Here is a 21,574-nt window from a genome sequence, read left to right on the forward strand (position 1 = left end):
AAAGCATTTGGGACTGCTTTTCTCATGATGTTATAAGATCCATTAACATCAGCGTTAATCATCCTGCCATCAGCAGATTTGTACAAACCTCGAATTATTCTCTTACCACTAAATGTGTGTTTAACACCTTCTTGATAAGTAGGGATATTATCTAAATCTAAAAAGCTAGCTTTAGAGGTGTAGCTTTCTTCTGTGACCAAAACTTTGATTCCTATTAACTCTGCTTTGTACGTCAACTTATTAATAAATAGTGAATATAGCATACATAAGTCCATAATTGGGCATACTTGACTACAAAATAAGCAAAGTTTTTCAATACTCTTCAAACCAGCAATCGCGCAAGGGCAGCAAAAGCCCATCGCATCTTGAAGAATGTCTGTATTTTAACAGCAAGTCTTGCTCATCTTAATGATAAATTTAAAACCTGCAAGCAAACAAAACTAGTTGGGTTCAGTATCATTTGGCTCTGGGGTAGTTTCTGGTGTAGGCTCTGGGGTAGTTTCTGGGTTAGTTTCTGGGGTAGGCTCTGGGGTAGTTTCTGGGGTAGTTTCTGGTGTAGTTTCTGGTGTAGGTTCTGGGGTAGGAGTTTGTGTCGCAATGCTGAGTTGATAACTTAGTGCTCCTGATGCTGTGGAAGCAATTACAAACTGATAAAATCCCGATTCTGGTAATTTATTAACTAATAAATTACGTTCTGGAGAGTCTTCTAAAAATTTAACTTGGCCAGAAGGAGAATAAACCGAAAGTAAAACTTGAGAACTGGCTTCTAACTTCACTTCCATTAATTGATTTTGCGCCAGGTGAGCAATAAAAACCTTACCCCCAGCCGGGTCAACAGCTGATTGCAGGTTACCTGTAACTGTTTTGCTGGTAGTACCTGGATCAAATAGAATTCTGTCTAAAGCCGTTCCAGAGACAATAGCGTTAAGTTTATCGCTAACAAACCCGTGCCAAACTTGTCCCATGGGTTGATTAATAAAATTTTGGCCTTGCTGTTGAGGAAATTGGTTGAAAAACGCAGGGTCAGCTAAATCATATAAAGAATTTATACTCACATTGAGTTTGTTAACTTCCACTCGCCAAGCTTCCCGTTCTGCTGCTGTATAAGTTCCCAATTGTTGGCGCGACCTCGTACTCAATACAGCTAGTTTTTCTAGTAATTGGGCGGCTGTTTTATCCCATTGCGCCCGCAAACTTTCATCTTGCGCTTCATCACTGAGAGTGCGTTGCTGTAAACTGGGGTTATTGTCCCAAAATATTTGATCTACCAACCGGACGTAAAAGCTAGAGTCAATTCCCAATTGTTGACGACGGTTGTTTAATCTTTGTTTACGCTGACGTTCCGCTGGGGAGAGCGGATCTGGGGGAGCAGTGGGCTGCTCAAGGGTGGGAGGGCGAGTAGGTGTAACTGTTTGTGGAGTGTGATCGCTGCTAGTGAATCCCCACCAAATTCCCCCAGCTGTACCCGCAACTATGATTACTGCTACTAAGGCTGTTGCTGGTGTTAACCAGGATGTTGGTTCGGGAGATGATGATGAGGGAGATGGGCGCGGTGGGGGAGGTGGGGAAACAGCAACTGTAGCAGATGTGGGTGGGTTAGTGGGATATTGAGTTGGGGGATGACTCACTGATGAGGGGTTGAGAGCAGCTAAGACGTGAGCCGCTGCATGATAGCGATCGCCTGGTCTAGGGGATAGCATTTTATCTAATATCTGTCCCAATACCGGACTGAGAGTAACTTCTCGTCGCCATTGCCAAGTTAGATTATAATTATCAATGAGTTCTGGCGGTTGTTTACCTGTCAATAAAACTAGGATGGTGACAGCCAAGGCGTACAAGTCGCTGTGAGTAGACACCATACCTGTTTGCATCTGTTCTGGAGGTGCAAAGCCTATTTTACCTAGTAGGGTGAGTGATTGGGGGGATGGGGTTTTTTCCCCTTGGTAATATTGCGAGGCCACCGTTGCGGCTACTTGTTTCACACCGCCAAAGTCAATTAATACCGGTAATTTGTCAGTACTGCGCAGAATTAAATTATCTGGTGAGATATCCCGATGAATTACCCCCATGGAGTGGATATATTCCAACACTGGCAGAATTTCTAATAACAATTGCCTAACTTCAAGTTCTGTAAATCCCAACCCTTGCTGTTTACGCGCATCTAATAAGGAACTATAAGTTTGTCCTTCTACATAATCCTGTACCAAGAACAGGTATTCCTGACCTTGTAAGTTAATTCGCAGTAGTTCCCGAAAGCGGGGAATTTGCGGATGTTGCAGCTTGTACAGAACAGTCGCTTCTCGCTGAAATAATTCTTGGGCTTTTTGTGCAATATACTCTGTTTGAACTTGAGGGGAAAATTCTTTTAAAACACACAGTTCACCGAAGCGGTTCAGGTCTTCAGCTAAATAGGTACGTCCAAAACCTCCCTGACCGATTTGACGAACAATTACATAGCGATCGCTTAAAGTTACACCGGGTTGAATATTATTTATATACATAAGTCATTAGCTATCCGATTTTTACCTGACTGACTTGATCAGCCGCGATCGCATCCCAAAGTGTCTATAGGATTTATGCTGATCTTGAGCCGAATAAGTGTGGTCAAAACCACCATATACTAAACCACAATAGGACTTATACACGAGTTACTTTGACACTATAAACTAGATTGAAACAAATTTTTCTTGATTTAGCAGTGGAAAAGGAATGGGATATTTTAGCTGGTGGAAGTCGCACCAGACGATATTCATCTGTTTGTAAGCGTCAAACCAACCGACGCACCACATTTTATCGTTAAAGCTTTTAATACCTGTTAAAACCTTTTTGTTAAGGATACGACAGGATAAATCCTGTTGAGTCGCGTTTCATCCCTACGCTTTAGCGTAGGGGTTCTCACGCTCCCACTATGTTTTGATAGTTAAAAGCTCCGAACATGGACTAAGCCTTGCTCGGAGCGACAGTATTAAAGGGGTTGAGGACTAGATACTAGGACAAACTTCCCCCCTAGTCCCTAGGTTTTAGTAGCGGTTACGGGAACCGCCACCACCGTATCCTCCCCGGCCACCACCAAAGGAACCTCTATCCTCTTTGGGTTTAGCTTTATTCACTTTCAGGTCGCGTCCCATCCATTCCGCACCGTCTAGAGCCTCAATGGCTGCTGTTTCTTCATCCTCCGAACCCATCTCTACGAACGCAAAGCCGCGTACACGACCTGTTTCACGGTCGGTTGGTATTTGCACTCGTTTGACAGAGCCGTACTCTGCAAACACGTCAGTGAGGGCTTGTTGGGTAACGTCGTATGAAAGATTACCTATATAAATTGACATCAATGGTCTCCAAAATCACAAAAACGTAGAGATTTAGATTTCGGAGATAAGTCTGTAAATACCACAAGGAAAAAGCCTGTCAATACTAAAAACAAACGCTGTCGCCGAATTAATTCTCAACTCCAATTGTGGCACATAATTTCAATGATCACAGGAAAAGTGAAAAAAACTGTTATAAAAAGTTATGTTAAGGTAAATCTATATTTATGTCATCTTGTCTACCCCCCTAAGATAAATATTTGAGTCTTGCAGATTTGCAATATCAAGTCCCCCTACCCCACCTAACACACAGAAAAAGACCGCTTAGATTATTGATATCAACGGTCTTTAATGCTTGAATAATGGTATCAACGATAGGGTCTACAGGTCAGGAGGTAGAATCACCTGATCAATAGCGTGGATCACACCATTAGTACCCTTAATATCTACCTCAACTACGTTGGCATCATTGACCATCACACCATTAGAACCAACCGAGACCCTGATGGCTCCCCCTTCAAGGCTTTTCACTTCCCCGGATGACAGATCGGTAGATAGCACTGTGCCGCTAACTACGTGGTAAGTTAATAGCTTGAGCAAAATTTCTTTATTCTCTGGCTTTAACAAGTCTGTGACAGCATCTTGTGGTAATTTGGCGAATGCTTCATTGGTGGGAGCAAAGACTGTTAATTGATCTCCACCTTGCAAAGCGTCTGTTAATCCGGCTGCTTTTAATGCCGCGATTAAGGTGGTAAAGTTAGGGCTTGACTCTGCCAATGCTAATAAGGTTTTGTCTTGAGTTTGGGTTTTAGGGGGTGTAACTCTTGGAGTGGTGGGTTTAGCTCGATGATTGCGGTTATAGGGAGGCTCATCGAAAATGCTGGGTCTAGGATTAACTGTTCCACTCCCAGCTTGTGCTAGATTATAGGTTGGTTCATTGGCTAGAGATGGTAAATTGATTAAAAGGCTAACACTGGCTAACCCAACTATTCCGGCAAGATTGGTCAAGAAATTGCTGTAATTTACTTTCATAAATCTGGTTGGTCTTTCTTAATATAGGTGACATTAAAGATTTATAACACTTCGCTATGCAAAATATATAAATCCAGCAGCAATATTTTTAGTGCAAATAACTATGTTAAATTATCATTTATGCTTTTAAACAGTTGAGATCATTTCCCACAATCCATAATAAACACTTTGTAGATGCTACTTGGTTTCCTAGCACCAGGGCTACAGTCCTGACTAACAGCCAAAATATCCTATTTCCTCCATAAGATTTTTGCTAAATTGCTGACTTGCTCAGGAAAATTACCGGAAGTAAAGATACAATAAGAGCGTTGTAGAATTAAACTCTTGAAAATATAGGTTATGCTGGAATTATATCAGTGGGAAATATCTCAATATTCAGAGAAAGTACGGTTGATTCTAGATTACAAAGGGCTAAATTACCGTAAAATAGAAGTTACCCCCGGAATTGGACAAATAGATTTATTCCGGCTGACTGGACAAAGACAAGTGCCAGTTTTAAAGGATGGTAACAGATATATTGTTGATTCTACTGAAATTGCTAAGTATTTAGATTTAGAATATCCCGATCGCCCACTCATACCCCAAGATTCTCGGCAACGTGGTTTATGCTTATTGATGGAAGAATGGGCAGATGAATCAATCGGTAAGAAAGCAAGGGTAGCTCTTTTTTCTGCTATTAGCCAAGACCAAAATTTCCGCCAGTCTTTATTACCTAATTCCACACCGGATATATTTAAAAGTCTAATTGCGGGAGTACCTAGTGATGTGTTGACTGTTTTGGGCTTTGGGGTCGGTTATAGTCCAGATGTGATTAAATCGGCGATCGCGGACTTGAAACAAGACTTAGAAGCACTAACATTATTATTGGCAGATAGTCCATATTTAACCGGTGATGAGCCAACTTTAGCTGATTTGACAGTGGCGAGTTTATCAATATTACTGAAGTTCCCAGAACTCCCCTATTTAGACTTACCCGCAGGTATCAGAGGTAAAGGTGTACCTGGTTTAGCTGATAATCCTGATTATCAGCCATTTTTTGCCTGGCGCGATCGCCTGTATGCTCAATTCCGTAAACCATTAATCGGAAACCCACCAACGGGAAATGCACCCACTTCTATTCAAATTGAATAGGTGATGGGATGATGGTGATTAACTTTGTATTATTGGCTGGTTGGGCTATGGAAGTTAGGAACCACAGATGAACACAGGAATCTATAAGTTATTCAAATGAATTCTTCACAACCATTAGGTTCGGTTATCCAAGGTTCTCTGACTGGGGGGTTAGAAGTAAGATTACACCCGGATATTTCTGTGGAAGATATGCGGGTGGGTAAATTCTTGGTTGTCCATGGATTGCGATCGCGTTTTTTCTGTATGCTGACAGATGTAGCATTAGGAACTTCTAACCCCCGCATTATTGCCAATCCCCCCGGTTGGGAAGACACTTTTTTACGGGAAGTTTTAGCTGGTAGTGGTACTTATGGTACTATCAACCTCGCCCCAATGTTGATGTTTACCCCTGAGTCTGATGAATCCTCAAATCATACTACCAATGGTTTTGTCAAATCGCCAAATGGTTTAGCGTCATTTCAGCCCCAAACTAGTACTACTATGGAATTGCTCCCAGTTAAAACAATTCCCAGTCATTTCAGCCAAGTTTACGAAGCAAGTGAAGAGGATTTTCGCCGGGTGTTTGGTTGGGAAGATGACCCCCACAGGCGAAATTTTTCTGTGGGTAAACCCTTAGATATGGATGTACCAGTTTGTATTGATTTAAACCGCTTTGTTGAGCGTAGTAACGGCGTGTTTGGTAAATCTGGAACTGGTAAATCTTTCCTCACACGCTTACTTTTAGCCGGAGTCATCCGCAAAAATGCGGCGGTAAATTTAATTTTCGATATGCATTCCGAGTATGGTTGGGAAGCAGTAGCGGAAGGGAAAAATGTTAATACTGTTAAAGGCTTAAAACAACTATTTCCTGGTAAAGTAGAAGTCTACACCCTTGACCCTCAATCTACAAAGCGTCGGGGTGTGCGGGATGCTCAAGAATTATATCTGAGTTATGAGCAAATCACAGTTGAAGATATTAAATTATGTAGTCGAGATTTAGGACTCTCGGAAGCAGCTTTAGATAACGCCAGTATTTTATACAACGAGTTTGGTAAATCTTGGATTCCCCAATTATTTAATATGACCGGTGAGGATATTAAAATGTTCTGCGAAGAAAAGCCAGGACATCCAGGTTCTATCACCTCTTTACAGCGTAAACTCTTGCGCTTGGATAGTTTGAAATATATGCGGGGAGTTTGTCCCCAGAATTATATTAGTAAAATTATCCAGTCTTTGGAAGCCGGGAAAAATGTAGTCATAGAATTTGGTTCCCAATCCAATATGCTTTCTTATATGTTGGTAACTAACATGATTACTCGACGTATTCATGAGGAATATGTCAAGAAAGCAGATAAATTCTTACAAAGTAAAAACCCCTGCGATCGCCCGACACCATTAATGATTACCATTGAGGAAGCCCACCGGTTCCTTGATCCCGCCATTGTCCAAAGTACAATTTTCGGCACCATCGCCCGAGAACTGCGAAAATATTTCGTAACCCTGCTAGTGGTAGACCAACGTCCATCGGGAATTGATAATGAAGTTATGTCTCAAATTGGCACACGCATCACCGCTTTGCTGAATGATGAAAAAGATATTGATGCCATTTTTACCGGTGTATCTGGTGCTGGTGGTTTGCGCTCAGTCTTAGCCAAATTAGACTCTAAACAACAAGCCTTAATTTTAGGCCATGCGGTTCCTATGCCTGTTGTGGTCAAGACCCGACCCTATGATACCAAATTCTACGCCGAAATTGGTGATCCCGCTTGGGAAGAAAAGCCAGATGCAGAAGTATTTGCTGCGGCGGAAATAGCTAAAGCAGATTTAGGTTTTTAGTTATTGGTTTCAACCCAACTGTTCAAACAAATCAGCTAACACCACATTAGAAAATAAAAACCCTTGGGGGTCAGACAAGCACAATCTCCCCTCAACAATTTCTACCCAACCCTTATCTAAATAAGGCTGTAAACATTTGTAAATTTCCTTGACTTGATCTTCCCCAAACTTCCCAACTAACATACTCAAACTTACACCCTCAGCCAAACGCAACCCTAACATTAAAGTTTCTAATAATACTTCTTGTGGGGGAGTCACTTCACAATCAATTATACCCCCAGAATCTAACCATCGGTAATATTCCTTGGTCTTACGGGGGCGAGTAAAGCGCTTTCCATCTATATAACTCGCAGCACCCATACCAAAAGCATAATAAGGGCGGTTTTCCCAATATACTCGATTATGCTGACATTGATGACCAGGGCGGGCATAATTGGAAATCTCATAATGTTCATAACCTGCATCAGTCAGAACTTTTTGCCCCATTTGGTACATTTTGACTGTGGTTTCATCCGTTGGTAATGGCTTGTCACCAGGTTTGTAGTAACGACCAAAGGCTGTACCTGGTTCTATGGTAAGGTCATATATAGATATATGAGTAGGCATCATCGCTACTGCTTGATCTAGGGAATCCTGCCATTGTTCTAAAGACTGATGCGGCAAACCTGAGATGAGGTCTAAGCTAAATTCGGAAATTTCGACTTGATGAATTAATTCCACAGATGTAAAAATATCTACAACAGAATGCGATCGCCCCGCAAACTGCAATAATTCCGCTTGAAACGCTTGTACACCCAAACTAACCCGATTTACACCAACGCTGCTATAGCCAGATATATGTGCTAAATCAAAGGTTCCTGGGTCTACTTCCATAGAAATTTCTGCACCAGCAGCAATTCCCAAATGTTTTTCCAGCGTTGCTAATATCTGTTGTAACTGCTTTGTTGATAGTAAAGAAGGAGTACCACCACCAAAAAAAATTGTCTTCAGAGGTTGACCAGTGCGAGTCATGGCAATTTCCCGACATAGAGCCTCCACATACTGGGATATAGTACCAGATGTTTCGCCCCGCAGGCGATCGCCCACCACAGACACAGGAAAATCACAATAAAAGCACCGCCGTCTGCAAAAGGGAATGTGTACATATGCAGCACTCGCCATTTCAGGAACATTAACTTTTTGATTCATTGTCAGTAAGAACTAATCAACCCCAGTGAGTATGACAAACAGTGAAAATAAATAGTTTTTCTTACAATTTCCTATCGTTTTACAACAAAAGTATGAAAAATATCTCCGAAAAACAGTTTAGTTATAATATTTGCAGATATTACCTGCTAAAAACCCTAATGTAAGTCAATATTGATTAATCTCTCCCACCGATGAAAAATAGTTGAGTTTATTGGGTCACACAATCGCGGGAAAACAAGACAACTATGATTGACGCCATTATTATTCTCTCATTCATCCTAGCAGCAGCGGGAATCGGGTTCTACAGCATTGAACTACTACCCGACGGTTCCCTCGATGGGGTCACAAACCTAGACGCTTTACGGCTGGTTTTTGCCGTATTTGCCGCTATTCTGGGCGGTGCTGTGGGTCTACGTTTCCAAACATCATATCGGCGCTTAGAGATACAAGTGCGAGAAATGCCCTTGGAAATGATCTTAACTCGCGCCATTGGCCTAGTTATTGGGCTATTACTAGCTAACTTAATGCTAGCGCCATTATTTTTACTACCAATTCCCCAGGATTTTGGCTTTATTAAGCCACTAGTAGCCGTTGTCGGCAGTATTTTACTGGCTGTGACCGGGATGAATTTAGCCGATACCCACGGACGCGGGTTATTGCGGTTCATTAATCCCAATACTGTAGAAACAATGGTAGTGGAAGGCACACTAAAACCTGCCAGTACCAAAGTTTTAGACACTAGTTGCATTATTGACGGTCGCATTGAAGCTCTCCTAGAAACGGGATTTCTCGAGGGACAAATTTTAGTACCACAGTTTGTATTGCAGGAGTTGCAACAAGTAGCCGATGCTAGCAAAGACCAAAAGCGAGTCCGGGGAAGGCGGGGATTAGAGATTCTCAACCGCATTAAGAAAGATTACCCAGAGCGGATATTGATTAACCCTGTGGACTATGAAGACACTGCCACAGTCGATGCTAAATTAGTCCGCTTTGCCCAAGAAATCAACGGTACACTCCTCACCAATGATTACAACTTATCCAAAGTAGCCAGCGTGCAGAAAGTGCCGGTTCTGAACGTGAATGACTTAGTAAATGCTGTGCGTTCTACTTATTTACCTGGTGATAATCTTGACCTGAAGATTCTCAAAGAAGGTAAAGAACCCACTCAAGGAGTGGGCTACCTCGATGATGGCACAATGGTTGTAGTGGAAGAGGGGAGAAGTTATGTCGGTGGTGAAGTGCGGGTAGTGGTTACTAGTGCTTTGCAAACCTCCGCCGGACGCATGATTTTTGCTAAACCTCAGGCCTCAGCTTTGGCATGAAATCTCACGGCGAACTAAAGTTAAATTGCGTTATCGGTGTAGTCCCACTGCACCGATTTTGTTTAGAAAGATACAGCCAATTTTATCATTTTGATGGAGAATATGGGGCACAGATACCGCCACGACAATAGTTTTACTATTTCAATGATACGTATGTAGTTTGAGCATTACCTGTAATAAGTTGCACCACTGAGGTAGGATTCAACGTGAAAAAGTCTTTGTCCTGCTTCGTTTTTGATGCTTTCAATCTTGCCATTGTCTGCGTATTTTCTTAAAGTGTTTGGGTGCAATCCCAGTTGTTTAACTGCTTCTCGTAGTGCTACATAAGCCATACCACTATATTAGCATTTATGAGCTTATATAATCTATTGTTAGTAAATAGATAGCTATTAGCTAACCTTTATTGGCGAGGAGTATCTTGCAAGACCGTTTTAGAGACAATTCTGGTTTTCTTGCGATCGCTCTGGGACAATTCCCCTCCGGATTGCAGTTGGGTAGCAGAACTTTGTAACACCGTCGCCGCCCCTTGATCACCCATTTGCAGAGCCGTTTTCGCCGCAGTTTGCAGCATAGTAGCAGCACCGGCGCGATCGCCCTGTTGTAATTTCGCCTCAGCTAACTGGGTTTGTCGGTACTTAGCCAATGCCAAAATAGACTGGTGCACACGTGCATCAGTTCTTGGTTGATACATCCCAGTTACCTGGATATAAACCGGAACCGGAGCAGTCAATAAACCCATTTGATTTTGAGCCGGGTTATCATAGCGCACTTGGAGATTAGCGATCGCCTGTTGACCTTGTGGTAATTGTCCCAAGTAGATATTAGCCAAAATTACCCTTTGCGCATCCTTCATTAAATCTCCCAAGCGCACAACCAACCGCCCATCTGCTTCTTGCAGCACTGGTAACTCAATGGTTTCTGGCGCAACTTGAGCAATGGGTTTGAGTTCAGCTAGGCGAATATTAGCCATGAGGGAAATCAGCAAATAAGCATTAGTCAATCCCACCCTTTGCACACGACTAAACAGGCGGTTAAACTCATCGGCTGCTTCTTCAGGTCGTTCAATGTGGGACAAACTACCCAAGCCAGCATCAGCGATTTTTTCTAAAATATCTTGATTCCATTTGTCACCAAATCCTAAGGTGTTTAAAGTTAAATTATAGCTAGTGGCTAATTGAGCCAATTTTAAACAACGTTGATTATCACCGTGTTCATTTTCACCATCGGTTAATAAAAAGGCTTGAGAAACAGTTTCTTTCTTTCCCTTAGCTAACTCCTGAATCCCCAAACGCAAACCTTCATCAATAGCCGTACCACCACCGGCAGATAAACTCTGAATCTGGTTTTTAATCTGCTGTGGGTCAGTAATCATTTGATTAGATACCAACACAGTCGCACGGTGATCAAAAGCAACAACACTCAGGCGATCGCCTGGTTTGAGTTTATCGACTAGATTACTAGCCGCCTGCTTCACAGTTTCTAAAGGTCTGCCATTCATTGAGCCACTATGGTCGAGAATTAAGCATAAATTCAGTGGTACATTAGGTTCTTGAACTTCGGCCATTGCCGAAACCGATATAGACAACTGACGTTGACTGCTCGGTTGATATGCGTCCAAACTACAATCATTCAAGATAGGCTGTAAATTGACCTTCATAACCCAAAATTTTTAGTTAGGATATCTCTATAAAATAACTTCAAAACGCCACATCGGCACTGCGGAAAAATCAAGGACTGGGCAAACAAGCAGGGTCAATCACCAATTAGCGAGAAATCCACACTTGAAGTCAGCTAACATCGCGTTAGGATGTATTACAGTTAACGGCATAGTTTCAGGCGATCAGTTGCTATGGACAATTCCCCCATCAAGGCTGTGCAAGCCCCTTATTACGGTGATAACTTTTACCGGACACCCCCGCCAGATTTACCTTCCTTATTGATGAAGGAAAGAATTGTCTATCTGGGAATGCCATTGGTGCCAGCGGTGACAGAATTGATTATTGCTGAATTGCTGTATTTGCAGTCAGACGACCCAGAGAAGCCGATAAAAATCTATATCAACTCTACAGGAACCTCGGGTTACAGTGGCGAACCCATTGGCTTTGAAACCGAAGCCTTCGCCATCTATGACACGATGAAATACATCAAGCCCCCCATCCACACCATTTGTATTGGTTCGGCAATGGGTATGGCAGCAATGTTACTCAGCGCTGGTACAAAAGGCTGTCGCGCCAGTTTGCCCCACTCGTCCATTATCCTACACCAACCTAAGAGCTACGCCCAAGGTCAAGCAACGGATATTCAAATTCGGGCAAAAGAAGTTTTGGTAAACAAAGTGGCAATGGTAGATATCCTGTCTCACACCACCGGACAGGCACCAGCAAAAATTACCAAAGACATGGATCGGCTATTCTACATGACTCCCTATGAAGCTAAGGAGTACGGTTTAATTGACCGAGTTTTTGAAAAAGAGGAACTCGCCAATCCCCCATTACCTGCCAGTGTTCTCTAAGTAACACAGGTAGTGATTTACGTTGGTAAATCACTAATAACCAATGACTAATTACAAGCGGAGTAACGAATATGCCTATAGGTGTTCCTAAAGTTCCTTACCGGATGCCCGGAGGACAATATACAGACTGGATTAGCATCTACGATCGCCTTTACCGGGAGCGGATTATTTTCCTAGGCCGAGATGTTGATGATGAAATTGCTAACCAAATTATTGCGGTAATGCTATATCTGGATTCAGACGATCCAGGTAAGGATATTTATTTATACATCAATTCCCCTGGTGGTATGGTAACCTCTGGCATGGCCATTTTTGACACCATGCAACACATCAAATCAGATGTGGTGACAATTTGTGTAGGTCTAGCAGCCTCGATGGGATCATTCCTGCTCGCAGCTGGAACCAAGGGTAAGCGCATGGCATTACCTCATTCTCGGATTATGATTCACCAGCCCTCCGGCGGAACCCGTGGCCAAGCCAGCGATATCGAAATCGAAGCCAGAGAAATTCTGCGGATTCGTAGCCAGCTAAATAATATCTATGCTCAGAATACTGGTCAACCTTTAGCCAAGATTGAAAAAGACATGGATCGGGACTTTTTCATGTCTGCTGCTGAAGCTAAAGAATATGGCTTAATTGACCGTGTGATTGAAGAGCGTCCGTAAGCTAATGTTTAATACTCTCCCGATAGCCGACATTAGCGCCGGAATATGAATTAAGTAACACAGTAATCTGGTTTTTGGCCTCACCCCACCTTTGACTTGTCTCAAAGTCTCCCTTTCCCTACCAAGGAAAGGAATTGGGGGTGAGGTTCTATTTTTTTTTCTCCTCCATTAGATAGATCAGTAGATTGTTGATGTCGCGTCGTTAGTCAGAGGTCATGCCGGGTCTAGCTTTCTATGATCAGTTCAGAAACACTAGCAAGACTTGATGACTGTTATTAGTCACCATTACCACTGAAAGACTCAACCAAATCGGGAGGAAAAATGCCAGCTGTTGATCAGTCAGAATTTCGACTTTTCTTTGAGGGGAAAAGTCCAGTAAAACCTCATTTGTGAGGCAAATATCAGGAGAGTAATACCATGCTATTCAAAAATCGCACAATAGCAGGTCAAATGTTGGCCCGAGAATTAGCAGACTATGCTAACACTACAGATGTCATCGTGTTAGCTCTGCCCAGAGGCGGTGTACCCGTAGGTTTTGAAGTTGCTCAAGGGTTAAATGCTCCCTTAGATGTGCTGGTGGTGCGTAAATTGGGTGTGCCTGAACAAGAAGAACTGGCAATGGGGGCGATCGCATCTGGTGGCGTGCGGATTATTAACGAATATATTATCAATTTGGTGAAGGTCTCCGAAGAAACAATTGCTAGAGTTGCAGCCCAAGAAGAACGAGAATTAGAACGTCGAGAACTACTGTATAGAGGCCATCGCCCTGACCCTGATTTAGAAGGACGCATAGTCATCTTGGTAGATGATGGGTTAGCTACAGGTGCGACTATGTGGGCTGCGGTGGCCTCCGTGCGGCGACAGCACCCAGCCAAAATAGTTATTGCTGTACCTGTAGGTGCTGCGGCCACTTGCAAAGAGTTACAAACCGCCGTCAACCAAGTCGTTTGTCTGGCTACACCTGACCCCTTTTATGGTGTTGGTCTATGGTATGAAGAATTTACCCAAACTACAGATGAGCAAGTCCGCGATTTGCTTTTCCAAGCTGAAACTAGCTATCAACCGTTATCTATTGGTACCTAGGTTTACCCCAATTGTTTCCAGTTGCCTACTGCAAGCGTGACAAACATATGAAAGTACCACCAGAAATTACTTATCGCAATGTTGAGAAAACCAATGCAATTGATACCCTAATTCATGAAAAAATCGCTAAATTAGAGAGTGTTTGCGATCACATCAGTAGCTGCCATATTGCCATTGAAAAAATACATGACCGCCCCCGCAGTGGTTCACCATATCGCGTGCGCATTGATATCACCGTACCCCCCGGTCACGAACTTGTGGCAGAAAGAAATCCGGGAGAGGGTATTCAATATGACCCCTTAGATGCAGTCATCCGTGATACTTTTAACGCCGCTCGTCAGCAACTAGTTAAACTCAACCAACTGCAATATGAGCGTAACGGCCAAGGTGGTAAGCTACGAGGCCATAATCAGGAACAATTCCAGGAAGCAACGGGACTAGTTACCAAACTCTTTAAAGATAGGGGCTATGGCTTCTTAAGAACTTTAGAAGGCCGAGAAATTTACTTTCACCGCAATAGTGTGTTACATCACGAATTTGAACGTTTAGAAATTGGTACCGCAGTCCATTTTGCCGAAGAAATGGGCGAAGAAGGCCCCCAAGCCAGCACCGTGAAGATTTTCGATAAGCCCGGCGCTGGTGTGGGTAAGTCAGACCAAACCATGATTGAACCGCCATTGGGCTGGAGGGAATAAGGGTGTCACAACTTAATCAACTCCAACAAACCGCATCTCAACTTCTGGCCGCTATGCTATCTAACCCTCATATTTACCCAAAAGTTAGTGATGAGGGCGGTAATGGGGCTATGGAAGAGCAATTAATTATTCTCGCCATTGAGATGGCTGAAAGTTTAAACCAACATATAGAAAATTCTCATGGCCAAGCTGCTGCTCAACTAAAGCAAAAAAACTAAATTATTCACAGGTTGACAATCCCCTGGCAGAGAATGCAGGGGATTGTTACTTGATAGGGAGAGGCAAAACTGCTAGATAAATTATAATATTCTCAGCTATTAGTGGCGTTACAGGAGCAAATTTTGCTGTGATTAAGGCTATACACACTAAAGTTAAAGGGAGAGCTAGATACAAGGTTAATAAACTTTATGGTTCGCTATTACTGCAAAAATATTTAGAGCGATCGCTTGGCAATAACCCAGAAATAATTTATGTTTATGCTAATTCATTAACTAGTAATATTCTGGTTATTTTCACAAATAAATATAGCTTTCAGGGTATAGGGTTACTTCTTGAGACAACTTTAAGAGAGTATCAAGAAAAATCTAGTTTAACTCAAACCGAAAGTTGGTTAAATAATCAGAGATTAGTTATTAATGATGCCAAACAAAAAAACACTGATAATTGGCATTTAATGACAGCAGATAGAGTCATAGATAGGTTAAATTCTGCCAAAATATCAGGTTTATCTAGTGAGTCTGCCATAGCAAATCTTACTAAATATGGGCGAAATGTTTTAACTGCAATCCCAACTCGTTCCCCTAGCAATATTTTCATTGACCAGTTTAAATCTCTGCCAGTAGCTTTACTACTGGGAGCGGCCGGAATTGCCATGATTACCGGGGGGATAATAGACGCTGTGGTAATTATGGGTGTTGTGGGTCTGAATGCCTTCATTGGATACACCACAGAAAGCCAATCAGCAAAAATCATTCAATCTCTCCAAAGTCAAGAGCAAATATTAACTTGGGTAATTCGAGATAGTCAGCAGGTGGAAATATCTACAGAGAATGTGGTTATAGGAGACATTTTACTGCTCAAATCAGGTAGTTATATCGCCGCAGATGCCAGACTCATGGAAGCTGATAACTTGATTGTTGATGAATCTCCCCTGACTGGGGAAAGCATCCCCATTACTAAAACTACTGCGCCTGTGTCTGGTGAAAATATACCTTTAGCAGACCGCTTGAATATGGTCTATCAAGGAACTTTTGTCACTGGCGGTCAAGGATTGGCTGTGGTTGTGGCCACAGGTAGATTTACAGAAATGGGCAAAATCCAACAACTGGTGAATCAGTCCACAGCTACAGATACCCCCCTAGAAAGACAACTAGACCAGGTGGGAAATCAACTGGTTTTATTGGGTATGGGAATTTGTAGTTTTGTCTTTGGTTTGGGAGTGCTGCGGGGATATGGTTTATTAACAATGATGCAATCATCTATATCCCTCGCGGTAGCCGCGGTTCCTGAAGGTTTGCCCACAATTGCTACCACAACCCTGGCTTTAGGTATCCGTGAGATGAGGAAGAATAATGTCCTGGTTCGGAGTCTGAGGGCGGTGGAGGCTTTGGGTTCTGTACAAATAATTTGCTTGGATAAAACCGGGACAATTACAGAAAATAAAATGTTGGTAGTGGAAATACGTACAACCACTCAACAAATTACTGTGGAGGAAGAAAATCTTAACCCCTACAGCAATGATGAACTGTTAAAGCTGATTCATATATCTGTTCTATGCAACGAAAGTGAAGTCACTCTACAGGATAATGGTGAGTATGCGGTTACAGGTTCGCCCACGGAAAATGCTTTGATTTACTTGGCAATTAGTGCTGGGGTGGATGTCATCGGACTCAGACAAAAGTATCAACTGTTAGAAACTAATCTGCGCAGTGAAAACCGTAATGTCATGAGTACAATTCATCGCATTGACAATGATCACAAGTTGATTGCAGTTAAAGGTAACCCCGGCGAAATGATTAACTTATGTCAATGGTGGATGAAAAATGGCCAAGTTGTGCATTTAACAGCGGAAGACAGGCGGGTAATTGAAATGGAAAACCATCGCTTGGCTGCAAAGGCTCTGCGAGTGTTGGGGGTAGCTTATAGCTATGTTGATCATGGCAATTCTGATAATTATGAAACCAACCTGATTTGGCTGGGTTTGGTGGGGATGACAGACCCGATTAGAATGGGTGTGAAACAATTAATTGGGGATTTTCATCAAGCTGGAATTGAGACGGTGATGGTTACTGGCGATCAAAGTTCCACTGCTTATGCGATCGCCCAGGAATTAGAATTAAGTCAAGATTCCCAATTAGAAATTCTGGATGCTGCCCACCTTGAGAGTCTCACATCGGAGGAACTGACAGCAGTCAGCGATAAAGTTAACGTTTTTGCCCGTATCAGTCCTAGTAATAAACTGCAAATTGTCCAAGCTTTGCAAGCAGCCGGAAAAGTGGTGGCCATGACCGGGGATGGTATTAATGATGCACCAGCACTGAAGGCGGCGCAAGTTGGTGTAGCAATGGGTAAGGGAGGAACTGATGTGGCGCGTGAAGTGGCAGATATTGTCCTAGAAGATGACAGACTAGAAACTATGATCATTGCTGTCAGTCGGGGGCGGACTATCTATAACAACATTAGAAAATCAGTGCATTTCCTCCTCTCCACCAATCTCAGCGAAATCATGGTCATGACCACCGCTACAGCTGCTGGTTTAGGTGAACCCTTAAATGCCATTCAACTGCTGTGGCTCAATTTAATCAGTGATATTTTCCCTGGTTTGTCCCTAGCCATGGAAGCACCAGAACCTGACGTATTGAGTCAGCCGCCGCGAAATCCTCATGAACCAATTATCAAAAATTCTGACTTGGGCAGAATTGTCTTTGAGTCAGCAACAATATCTGTGAGTACTTTAGCAGCATACATTTATGCTATCCTTAGATATGGTACAGGAGCCCGGTCTAGTACTGTGGCCTGTATGACCCTAACAACCGCACAACTACTACATACCATTAGCTGCCGTTCGGAACACCACAGCATATTTAGTCAAGATAGATTACCTAATAATACTTACTTAAATACTGCCATTATAGGTTCTTTTATTATACAACTGTTGGCTTTAGCTATGCCACCATTAAGGAACCTTTTGAAGATTACCTCCATTAGTTTTGTGGATAGTTCGGTGATTGTCGGTGGTGCTTTATTGCCTTTCCTTGTGAACGAAACTACAAAGATTGGTGATGAAACTGCAAAATCAAAGCTAGAAGGATTTTGAGATTTACTTTAATTAACAAGACTGCATAACCTCCCTTGTGTACCTCACTCAGATGATGTTTGTCAAGTCATGATTAGTGTATCAACTATTGTTTCACCCCACCCTAACCCTCCCCTTGTAAGGGGAGGGGACTGGATTTTATTGTTTTATTGTTTTGGTGTGTTCGGTGTTTTCCCCCTTCCTCATTCCCTGTTCCCTGTTCCCTGTTCCCTAAGATAAAAATTACCTGTTGAAAACTTATCAAACATCCTCTCAGATGAAATATGCTGTATTTGTAGTTCACGCAGTCGGGGTAAAAACTGAGAAACCTAGTTCAAGAGATGTTTTTCTCTAAAGCTACTAACTATTTGGGTATGAAAAAATAGGTGGAATCAGATAAGCGTTTGTTACTATGGTCAGACAGTTTTGGATGACATTTTTACACGTAGCATCAAAACCCATAACCTTAAGTGCAAGCTGAACAATTCAGACAATTTGTCAGAAATATTGCTCAAAATATGTCTAATTTCTATATTTAGTAACCCAAAGACATACAAATTATCTACAGATAAATGGTGATAATTAACTATATGTATCTCAAAAAGATAACCTATTGGTTTCTCCCAAGTTAACTTGATTCCAATCAATGACTTGAATAAAACTTACAATTGAAGATACACTGATCACATTTCCTTTGCTTGAATAGTTATATTGATAGGAATAAAACTCACCGTTCTGGATTATGCCTAGTAAGTTCATTGATGTTAGAGAGTATACTGTTCGGGCGCATAAAAGAGAGATTCATACTCGTGTTTTCCACTTCGTCTGTAAGCAGTGCGACCAAACTACACAACGCGAGACCTTTGGCCCTCGTCCATTGTATTGCGAACAATGCCGGCCACCACAAGCACCAAGAAAATCCCATGAGTCATCTAAAAAAGCAAAACCCAGAGCAATGACTTATAAAAGTGATGTCAATTTAGGATAATTTGAAGTTTTATGAATAATCGACTACCATCAGCACCCCCTGAAGTTTTTATCTCGCCGTTGTTGGAATTACGAGACTACTATGCTCGTCTGGTTAAAGAGTATGAAACCTTATACACACAGGCGCGATCGCAGCTGCATCATGTAGATTCTTTGTTATCTCATTGGTCTTCTGGGTCAGATGCTCAGGATGTGGGAAAACTTGAAATGCTTCCAGAAGTTTCCTACCCACCTCAAACAGACTCGTTGTTATCCATACCTGATAAGACTCTTCAGTCCGCCAAGTCTGAACTTCAAGAGTCAGAGAATTTAGATGGGAAAAATACAGAGATTACAGAGTCTCCCGCACCAGCAACATCCGTAGAAAGTGAAGATCAATCAATTAAAGTCCCAGATATCCCCATGGTACCTGAGTATCAATCTCAAAGTCGCATGGAAGCTATTAAAAGTCTTCTAGAAGAACATATTGGTACTGTCTGTCATATAGACTTTATTGTGCGATCGCTTTATGGAGATTTAGCATCACCCATCTTTAGAGTTGTTAAAGCCAGAGTGCAATCCTCCCTGACACAGGGGAAAGAAAGGGGCGCCTGGTCAGTCGTTCCTGACGAACCTGGTTGCTACACTCTCAAATTAAGTTTAGTTAAGTCCAACAAAACTAAAGGTTACTCTCCCACCGGGAAATATAACCCGAAGAAACCGCAGATTATCCCCCAGACAAATGCCATACCCATGGTTAAAGAATTTGAGGGTCGATTTTTGATCGATGCTCTTTCGGATTTCTTGGAAAAACATTCAGGGAGGGTTTTCAGTGTGGCGCAAATCATTAATGGTCTTTATGGTGAACTAGATGATCAGCAAGTGCGAGAAGTCAAGAGTAAAGTTCTTAATGAACTATCACGAGGTTATCGCATAGGGCGATTCTCTAGAGTACCCGACAAAATTGGCGTGTACACTTGGGATTCAAAGTTGATGCTAGCGGGTAGTAGAGGGAGATGAAAGGGGAAATAGTTATTTTCTTCCCCATTTAGAAATATCCGACAAGGAACTTAGGGACAATTCATCAATTGTCCCTAAAGGGATAATTAATCCCCTAAAATAATATATTTTTTGGGGTCAAAACTAATCAAACCCTGTTGTTGTAATTTTCCCATCAATCGGGTAATTGTTACTCTAGTAGTACAACAAGCACTAGCCATATCTTCATGAGTTAATCGCACACTTAAGCGAGTCCCTTGTGGTACAGGCTCACCTATTTCCTGTTTCAAAAGTTGCAACAGATGATATAGTCTTTGTTCCACCCGACGCTTACCTGCAATAACTAAAAAAGATTCCGTCTGTTGTAAGCGTTGATTAATTTTTGGTAACAGCATATGACTAAGCATTGGGTTAGCTGCTATTTCTGCTACATAAATTGAGCTTAATTCAACATTACACAGGGCTACGGCTTGATAAATGGGTAGAGAGGTCATGTGAGAGCCAAAAATCATGTCTTTGGTAGCTAATCCTATGAATATTTCTTCCCCAGTTTCGCAAAAAGTATTGAGCTTCACTAAGCCCTGGCGTACATACCAAACAACCAAAGGATTGAGGGGAATGGTTTCTCCTTTAAGATGTTTATATACAGGTCGATCATAAATCAAATCACTGCCATAATTGAGCGCCTCTGTTTTCTGTTTCTCACCTTCATTGATATTACGCAACAGCCAACAGAGAAAGTTTACTTTACCCTCTGGGTTATGGACTGGTGACACTCTTAAAGCTGCGTCAAAATACTCGCCTTCATTTTGTTGTAAGCGGACTATTAACTCTGTGACCCTGGCGGAATGGTATAGCTGGCTGAGTTGACCTCGAAAGGTCTGTCGTTCTTCTAGGGGGAGAAAATTAACTATTGCTTGACCTACTAGTAATGGTCTGGAAATGTTTAGTAATTTAGCTGCGCACAGATTCGCTTGTTCAATGATTCCCGCGGTATTAGTCACTAAATAAGCTTCTGGTGCAAAGTCGAATAAATTCTGGTAGCGTTGGCGTTCAGCTTCTAGCCAATTGCTTGTTTGAATCATATCCTCATTTTGCTGATAAAGTTCCTCTGCTGCTGACCGCACCATTTTGGAGCTACTATAGAGTTCTTTCATAGCTTGGGGTAGCAGTTCAGGCGGAATCCAAGGTAATACGTTAGCTGTTTGGTACAAATCTGCTAAACGGGTATGTAATGCTTCTGCACTTTGAATAAATTGTTCTATATTCACCTTAAATTCTCGTTACTTACTTGCAGAGATTGAGCCAAAAAAGGTCTCCTAGGAGAATACCAGGATAAACTACACCAGTTTTCAAGCTCCTCAATCATGAAACTAACTTTGAATAAGCAGCAACTATTGCCCATAGGTTCCTTAAGTATATACGTACGTATATTTGACTGCTATACTATTTCTTTAAGGTAACACAAAACAGGTATCTCAGAAGTTTGGTAAATACAATCTTACAATATTTGTAAATTGTATATTGAAGGTTTTCTACTGGCGATTATTCAGGTGTAGCGAT

The 21,574-nt window shown here is 42.1% G+C and carries 19 protein-coding genes and 2 pseudogenes; 12 read left to right on the forward strand and 9 right to left on the reverse strand.

The annotated features are described in order from the left end of the window. From PN447_RS05760 to PN447_RS05770, 3 genes and pseudogenes are all read right to left on the reverse strand, one after another. Positions 1-200 (reverse strand): annotated as a pseudogene (locus PN447_RS05760) (RNA-guided endonuclease TnpB family protein); the annotation flags it as partial. Positions 201-440: 240 nt separating this feature from the next. After that, positions 441-2,501: a serine/threonine-protein kinase gene (locus PN447_RS05765; protein ID WP_271761554.1), complete on the reverse strand. Its 2,061-nt coding sequence runs from the start codon at positions 2,499-2,501 to the stop codon at positions 441-443. A gap of 21 nt (positions 2,502-2,522) precedes the next feature. Continuing rightward, positions 2,523-2,645 (reverse strand): hypothetical protein, encoded by a 123-nt coding sequence (locus PN447_RS05770; protein ID WP_271761617.1) that lies wholly within the window; start codon positions 2,643-2,645, stop codon positions 2,523-2,525. 20 nt (positions 2,646-2,665) lie between these two features. On the opposite strand from PN447_RS05770, the pseudogene PN447_RS05775 reads away from it, so the two are divergent. Further along, positions 2,666-2,807: pseudogene (locus tag PN447_RS05775) on the forward strand (transposase); the annotation flags it as partial. Positions 2,808-3,020: 213 nt separating this feature from the next. On the opposite strand, the gene PN447_RS05780 reads toward PN447_RS05775, so the two are convergent. Both PN447_RS05780 and PN447_RS05785 read right to left on the reverse strand, forming a co-directional pair. Beyond that, on the reverse strand, positions 3,021-3,329 hold the full coding sequence (locus PN447_RS05780; RefSeq protein WP_271761556.1) for an RNA recognition motif domain-containing protein: 309 nt from the start codon (positions 3,327-3,329) through the stop codon (positions 3,021-3,023). A 360-nt stretch (positions 3,330-3,689) separates the two neighbouring features. After that, the gene (locus PN447_RS05785; RefSeq protein ID WP_271761557.1) at positions 3,690-4,340 is read right to left on the reverse strand and encodes a fasciclin domain-containing protein; all 651 of its coding nucleotides are present in this window, start codon (positions 4,338-4,340) and stop codon (positions 3,690-3,692) included. Between the two features lie 339 nt (positions 4,341-4,679). On the opposite strand from PN447_RS05785, the gene PN447_RS05790 reads away from it, so the two are divergent. Next, complete coding sequence (locus PN447_RS05790) at positions 4,680-5,471, forward strand: glutathione S-transferase family protein (protein ID WP_271761559.1); 792 nt, start codon at positions 4,680-4,682, stop codon at positions 5,469-5,471. Between the two features lie 96 nt (positions 5,472-5,567). Beyond that, entirely contained in the window at positions 5,568-7,286 is a 1,719-nt protein-coding gene (locus PN447_RS05795) for a helicase HerA domain-containing protein (protein WP_271761561.1), read from the forward strand. Between the two features lie 9 nt (positions 7,287-7,295). On the opposite strand, the gene hemW is transcribed toward PN447_RS05795, so the two are convergent. After that, a complete protein-coding gene (gene hemW, locus PN447_RS05800) occupies positions 7,296-8,474 on the reverse strand; it encodes a radical SAM family heme chaperone HemW (protein ID WP_271761563.1) in 1,179 nt (392 codons plus the stop codon). Between the two features lie 245 nt (positions 8,475-8,719). On the opposite strand from hemW, the gene PN447_RS05805 reads away from it, so the two are divergent. Then, positions 8,720-9,796, forward strand: a complete 1,077-nt coding sequence (locus PN447_RS05805) for a PIN/TRAM domain-containing protein (RefSeq protein WP_271761565.1) — start codon at positions 8,720-8,722, stop codon at positions 9,794-9,796. Positions 9,797-9,963: 167 nt separating this feature from the next. On the opposite strand, the gene PN447_RS05810 is transcribed toward PN447_RS05805, so the two are convergent. Continuing rightward, positions 9,964-10,128, reverse strand: a complete 165-nt coding sequence (locus PN447_RS05810) for a MerR family DNA-binding transcriptional regulator (protein ID WP_271761567.1) — start codon at positions 10,126-10,128, stop codon at positions 9,964-9,966. Between the two features lie 68 nt (positions 10,129-10,196). Next, entirely contained in the window at positions 10,197-11,453 is a 1,257-nt protein-coding gene (locus tag PN447_RS05815; RefSeq protein ID WP_271761568.1) for a vWA domain-containing protein, read from the reverse strand. Between the two features lie 192 nt (positions 11,454-11,645). On the opposite strand from PN447_RS05815, the gene PN447_RS05820 reads away from it, so the two are divergent. The 8 genes from PN447_RS05820 (at position 11,646) to PN447_RS05855 (ending at position 20,032) form a co-directional block, all read left to right on the forward strand. Continuing rightward, on the forward strand, positions 11,646-12,308 hold the full coding sequence (locus PN447_RS05820) for an ATP-dependent Clp protease proteolytic subunit (RefSeq protein WP_271761570.1): 663 nt from the start codon (positions 11,646-11,648) through the stop codon (positions 12,306-12,308). A gap of 71 nt (positions 12,309-12,379) precedes the next feature. After that, positions 12,380-12,973 (forward strand): ATP-dependent Clp protease proteolytic subunit, encoded by a 594-nt coding sequence (locus PN447_RS05825; RefSeq protein ID WP_271732085.1) that lies wholly within the window; start codon positions 12,380-12,382, stop codon positions 12,971-12,973. 417 nt (positions 12,974-13,390) lie between these two features. After that, a complete protein-coding gene (locus tag PN447_RS05830) occupies positions 13,391-14,056 on the forward strand; it encodes a phosphoribosyltransferase (protein ID WP_271761572.1) in 666 nt (221 codons plus the stop codon). 47 nt (positions 14,057-14,103) lie between these two features. Next, positions 14,104-14,751, forward strand: coding sequence for an HPF/RaiA family ribosome-associated protein (locus PN447_RS05835; RefSeq protein ID WP_271761575.1), 648 nt, complete (start codon positions 14,104-14,106; stop codon positions 14,749-14,751). Between the two features lie 2 nt (positions 14,752-14,753). Continuing rightward, on the forward strand, positions 14,754-14,969 hold the full coding sequence (locus PN447_RS05840; protein WP_271761618.1) for a hypothetical protein: 216 nt from the start codon (positions 14,754-14,756) through the stop codon (positions 14,967-14,969). 128 nt (positions 14,970-15,097) lie between these two features. Further along, entirely contained in the window at positions 15,098-18,067 is a 2,970-nt protein-coding gene (locus PN447_RS05845; protein WP_271761577.1) for a cation-translocating P-type ATPase, read from the forward strand. A 721-nt stretch (positions 18,068-18,788) separates the two neighbouring features. Then, positions 18,789-19,034, forward strand: coding sequence for a hypothetical protein (locus PN447_RS05850; RefSeq protein ID WP_271761579.1), 246 nt, complete (start codon positions 18,789-18,791; stop codon positions 19,032-19,034). A gap of 11 nt (positions 19,035-19,045) precedes the next feature. Further along, positions 19,046-20,032: a hypothetical protein gene (locus tag PN447_RS05855; protein ID WP_271761581.1), complete on the forward strand. Its 987-nt coding sequence runs from the start codon at positions 19,046-19,048 to the stop codon at positions 20,030-20,032. Positions 20,033-20,118: 86 nt separating this feature from the next. Here the strand turns inward: PN447_RS05855 and PN447_RS05860 are convergent, their stop codons facing one another. Continuing rightward, positions 20,119-21,282, reverse strand: coding sequence for a helix-turn-helix domain-containing protein (locus PN447_RS05860; RefSeq protein ID WP_271761583.1), 1,164 nt, complete (start codon positions 21,280-21,282; stop codon positions 20,119-20,121). Positions 21,283-21,574: the final 292 nt, after the last annotated feature.

The organism is Anabaena sp. CS-542/02 (genome assembly GCF_028331085.1).
In the GTDB taxonomy this organism is placed as follows: Bacteria; Cyanobacteriota; Cyanobacteriia; order Cyanobacteriales; family Nostocaceae; genus Anabaenopsis; species Anabaenopsis arnoldii.

Excerpts from the sequence above, each read along its gene's own strand:
- PN447_RS05805 (WP_271761565.1), top strand. The coding sequence starts at position 8,720 with ATGATTGACGCCATTATTATTCTCTCATTCATCCTAGCAGCAGCGGGA.
- PN447_RS05815 (WP_271761568.1), bottom strand. The coding sequence starts at position 11,453 with ATGAAGGTCAATTTACAGCCTATCTTGAATGATTGTAGTTTGGACGCA.
- PN447_RS05835 (WP_271761575.1), top strand. The coding sequence starts at position 14,104 with ATGAAAGTACCACCAGAAATTACTTATCGCAATGTTGAGAAAACCAAT.
- PN447_RS05795 (WP_271761561.1), top strand. The coding sequence starts at position 5,568 with ATGAATTCTTCACAACCATTAGGTTCGGTTATCCAAGGTTCTCTGACT.
- PN447_RS05790 (WP_271761559.1), top strand. The coding sequence starts at position 4,680 with ATGCTGGAATTATATCAGTGGGAAATATCTCAATATTCAGAGAAAGTA.
- PN447_RS05825 (WP_271732085.1), top strand. The coding sequence starts at position 12,380 with ATGCCTATAGGTGTTCCTAAAGTTCCTTACCGGATGCCCGGAGGACAA.
- hemW (WP_271761563.1), bottom strand. The coding sequence starts at position 8,474 with ATGAATCAAAAAGTTAATGTTCCTGAAATGGCGAGTGCTGCATATGTA.
- PN447_RS05850 (WP_271761579.1), top strand. The coding sequence starts at position 18,789 with ATGCCTAGTAAGTTCATTGATGTTAGAGAGTATACTGTTCGGGCGCAT.
- PN447_RS05820 (WP_271761570.1), top strand. The coding sequence starts at position 11,646 with ATGGACAATTCCCCCATCAAGGCTGTGCAAGCCCCTTATTACGGTGAT.
- PN447_RS05780 (WP_271761556.1), bottom strand. The coding sequence starts at position 3,329 with ATGTCAATTTATATAGGTAATCTTTCATACGACGTTACCCAACAAGCC.
- PN447_RS05765 (WP_271761554.1), bottom strand. The coding sequence starts at position 2,501 with ATGTATATAAATAATATTCAACCCGGTGTAACTTTAAGCGATCGCTAT.
- PN447_RS05810 (WP_271761567.1), bottom strand. The coding sequence starts at position 10,128 with ATGGCTTATGTAGCACTACGAGAAGCAGTTAAACAACTGGGATTGCAC.
- PN447_RS05830 (WP_271761572.1), top strand. The coding sequence starts at position 13,391 with ATGCTATTCAAAAATCGCACAATAGCAGGTCAAATGTTGGCCCGAGAA.
- PN447_RS05785 (WP_271761557.1), bottom strand. The coding sequence starts at position 4,340 with ATGAAAGTAAATTACAGCAATTTCTTGACCAATCTTGCCGGAATAGTT.
- PN447_RS05855 (WP_271761581.1), top strand. The coding sequence starts at position 19,046 with ATGAATAATCGACTACCATCAGCACCCCCTGAAGTTTTTATCTCGCCG.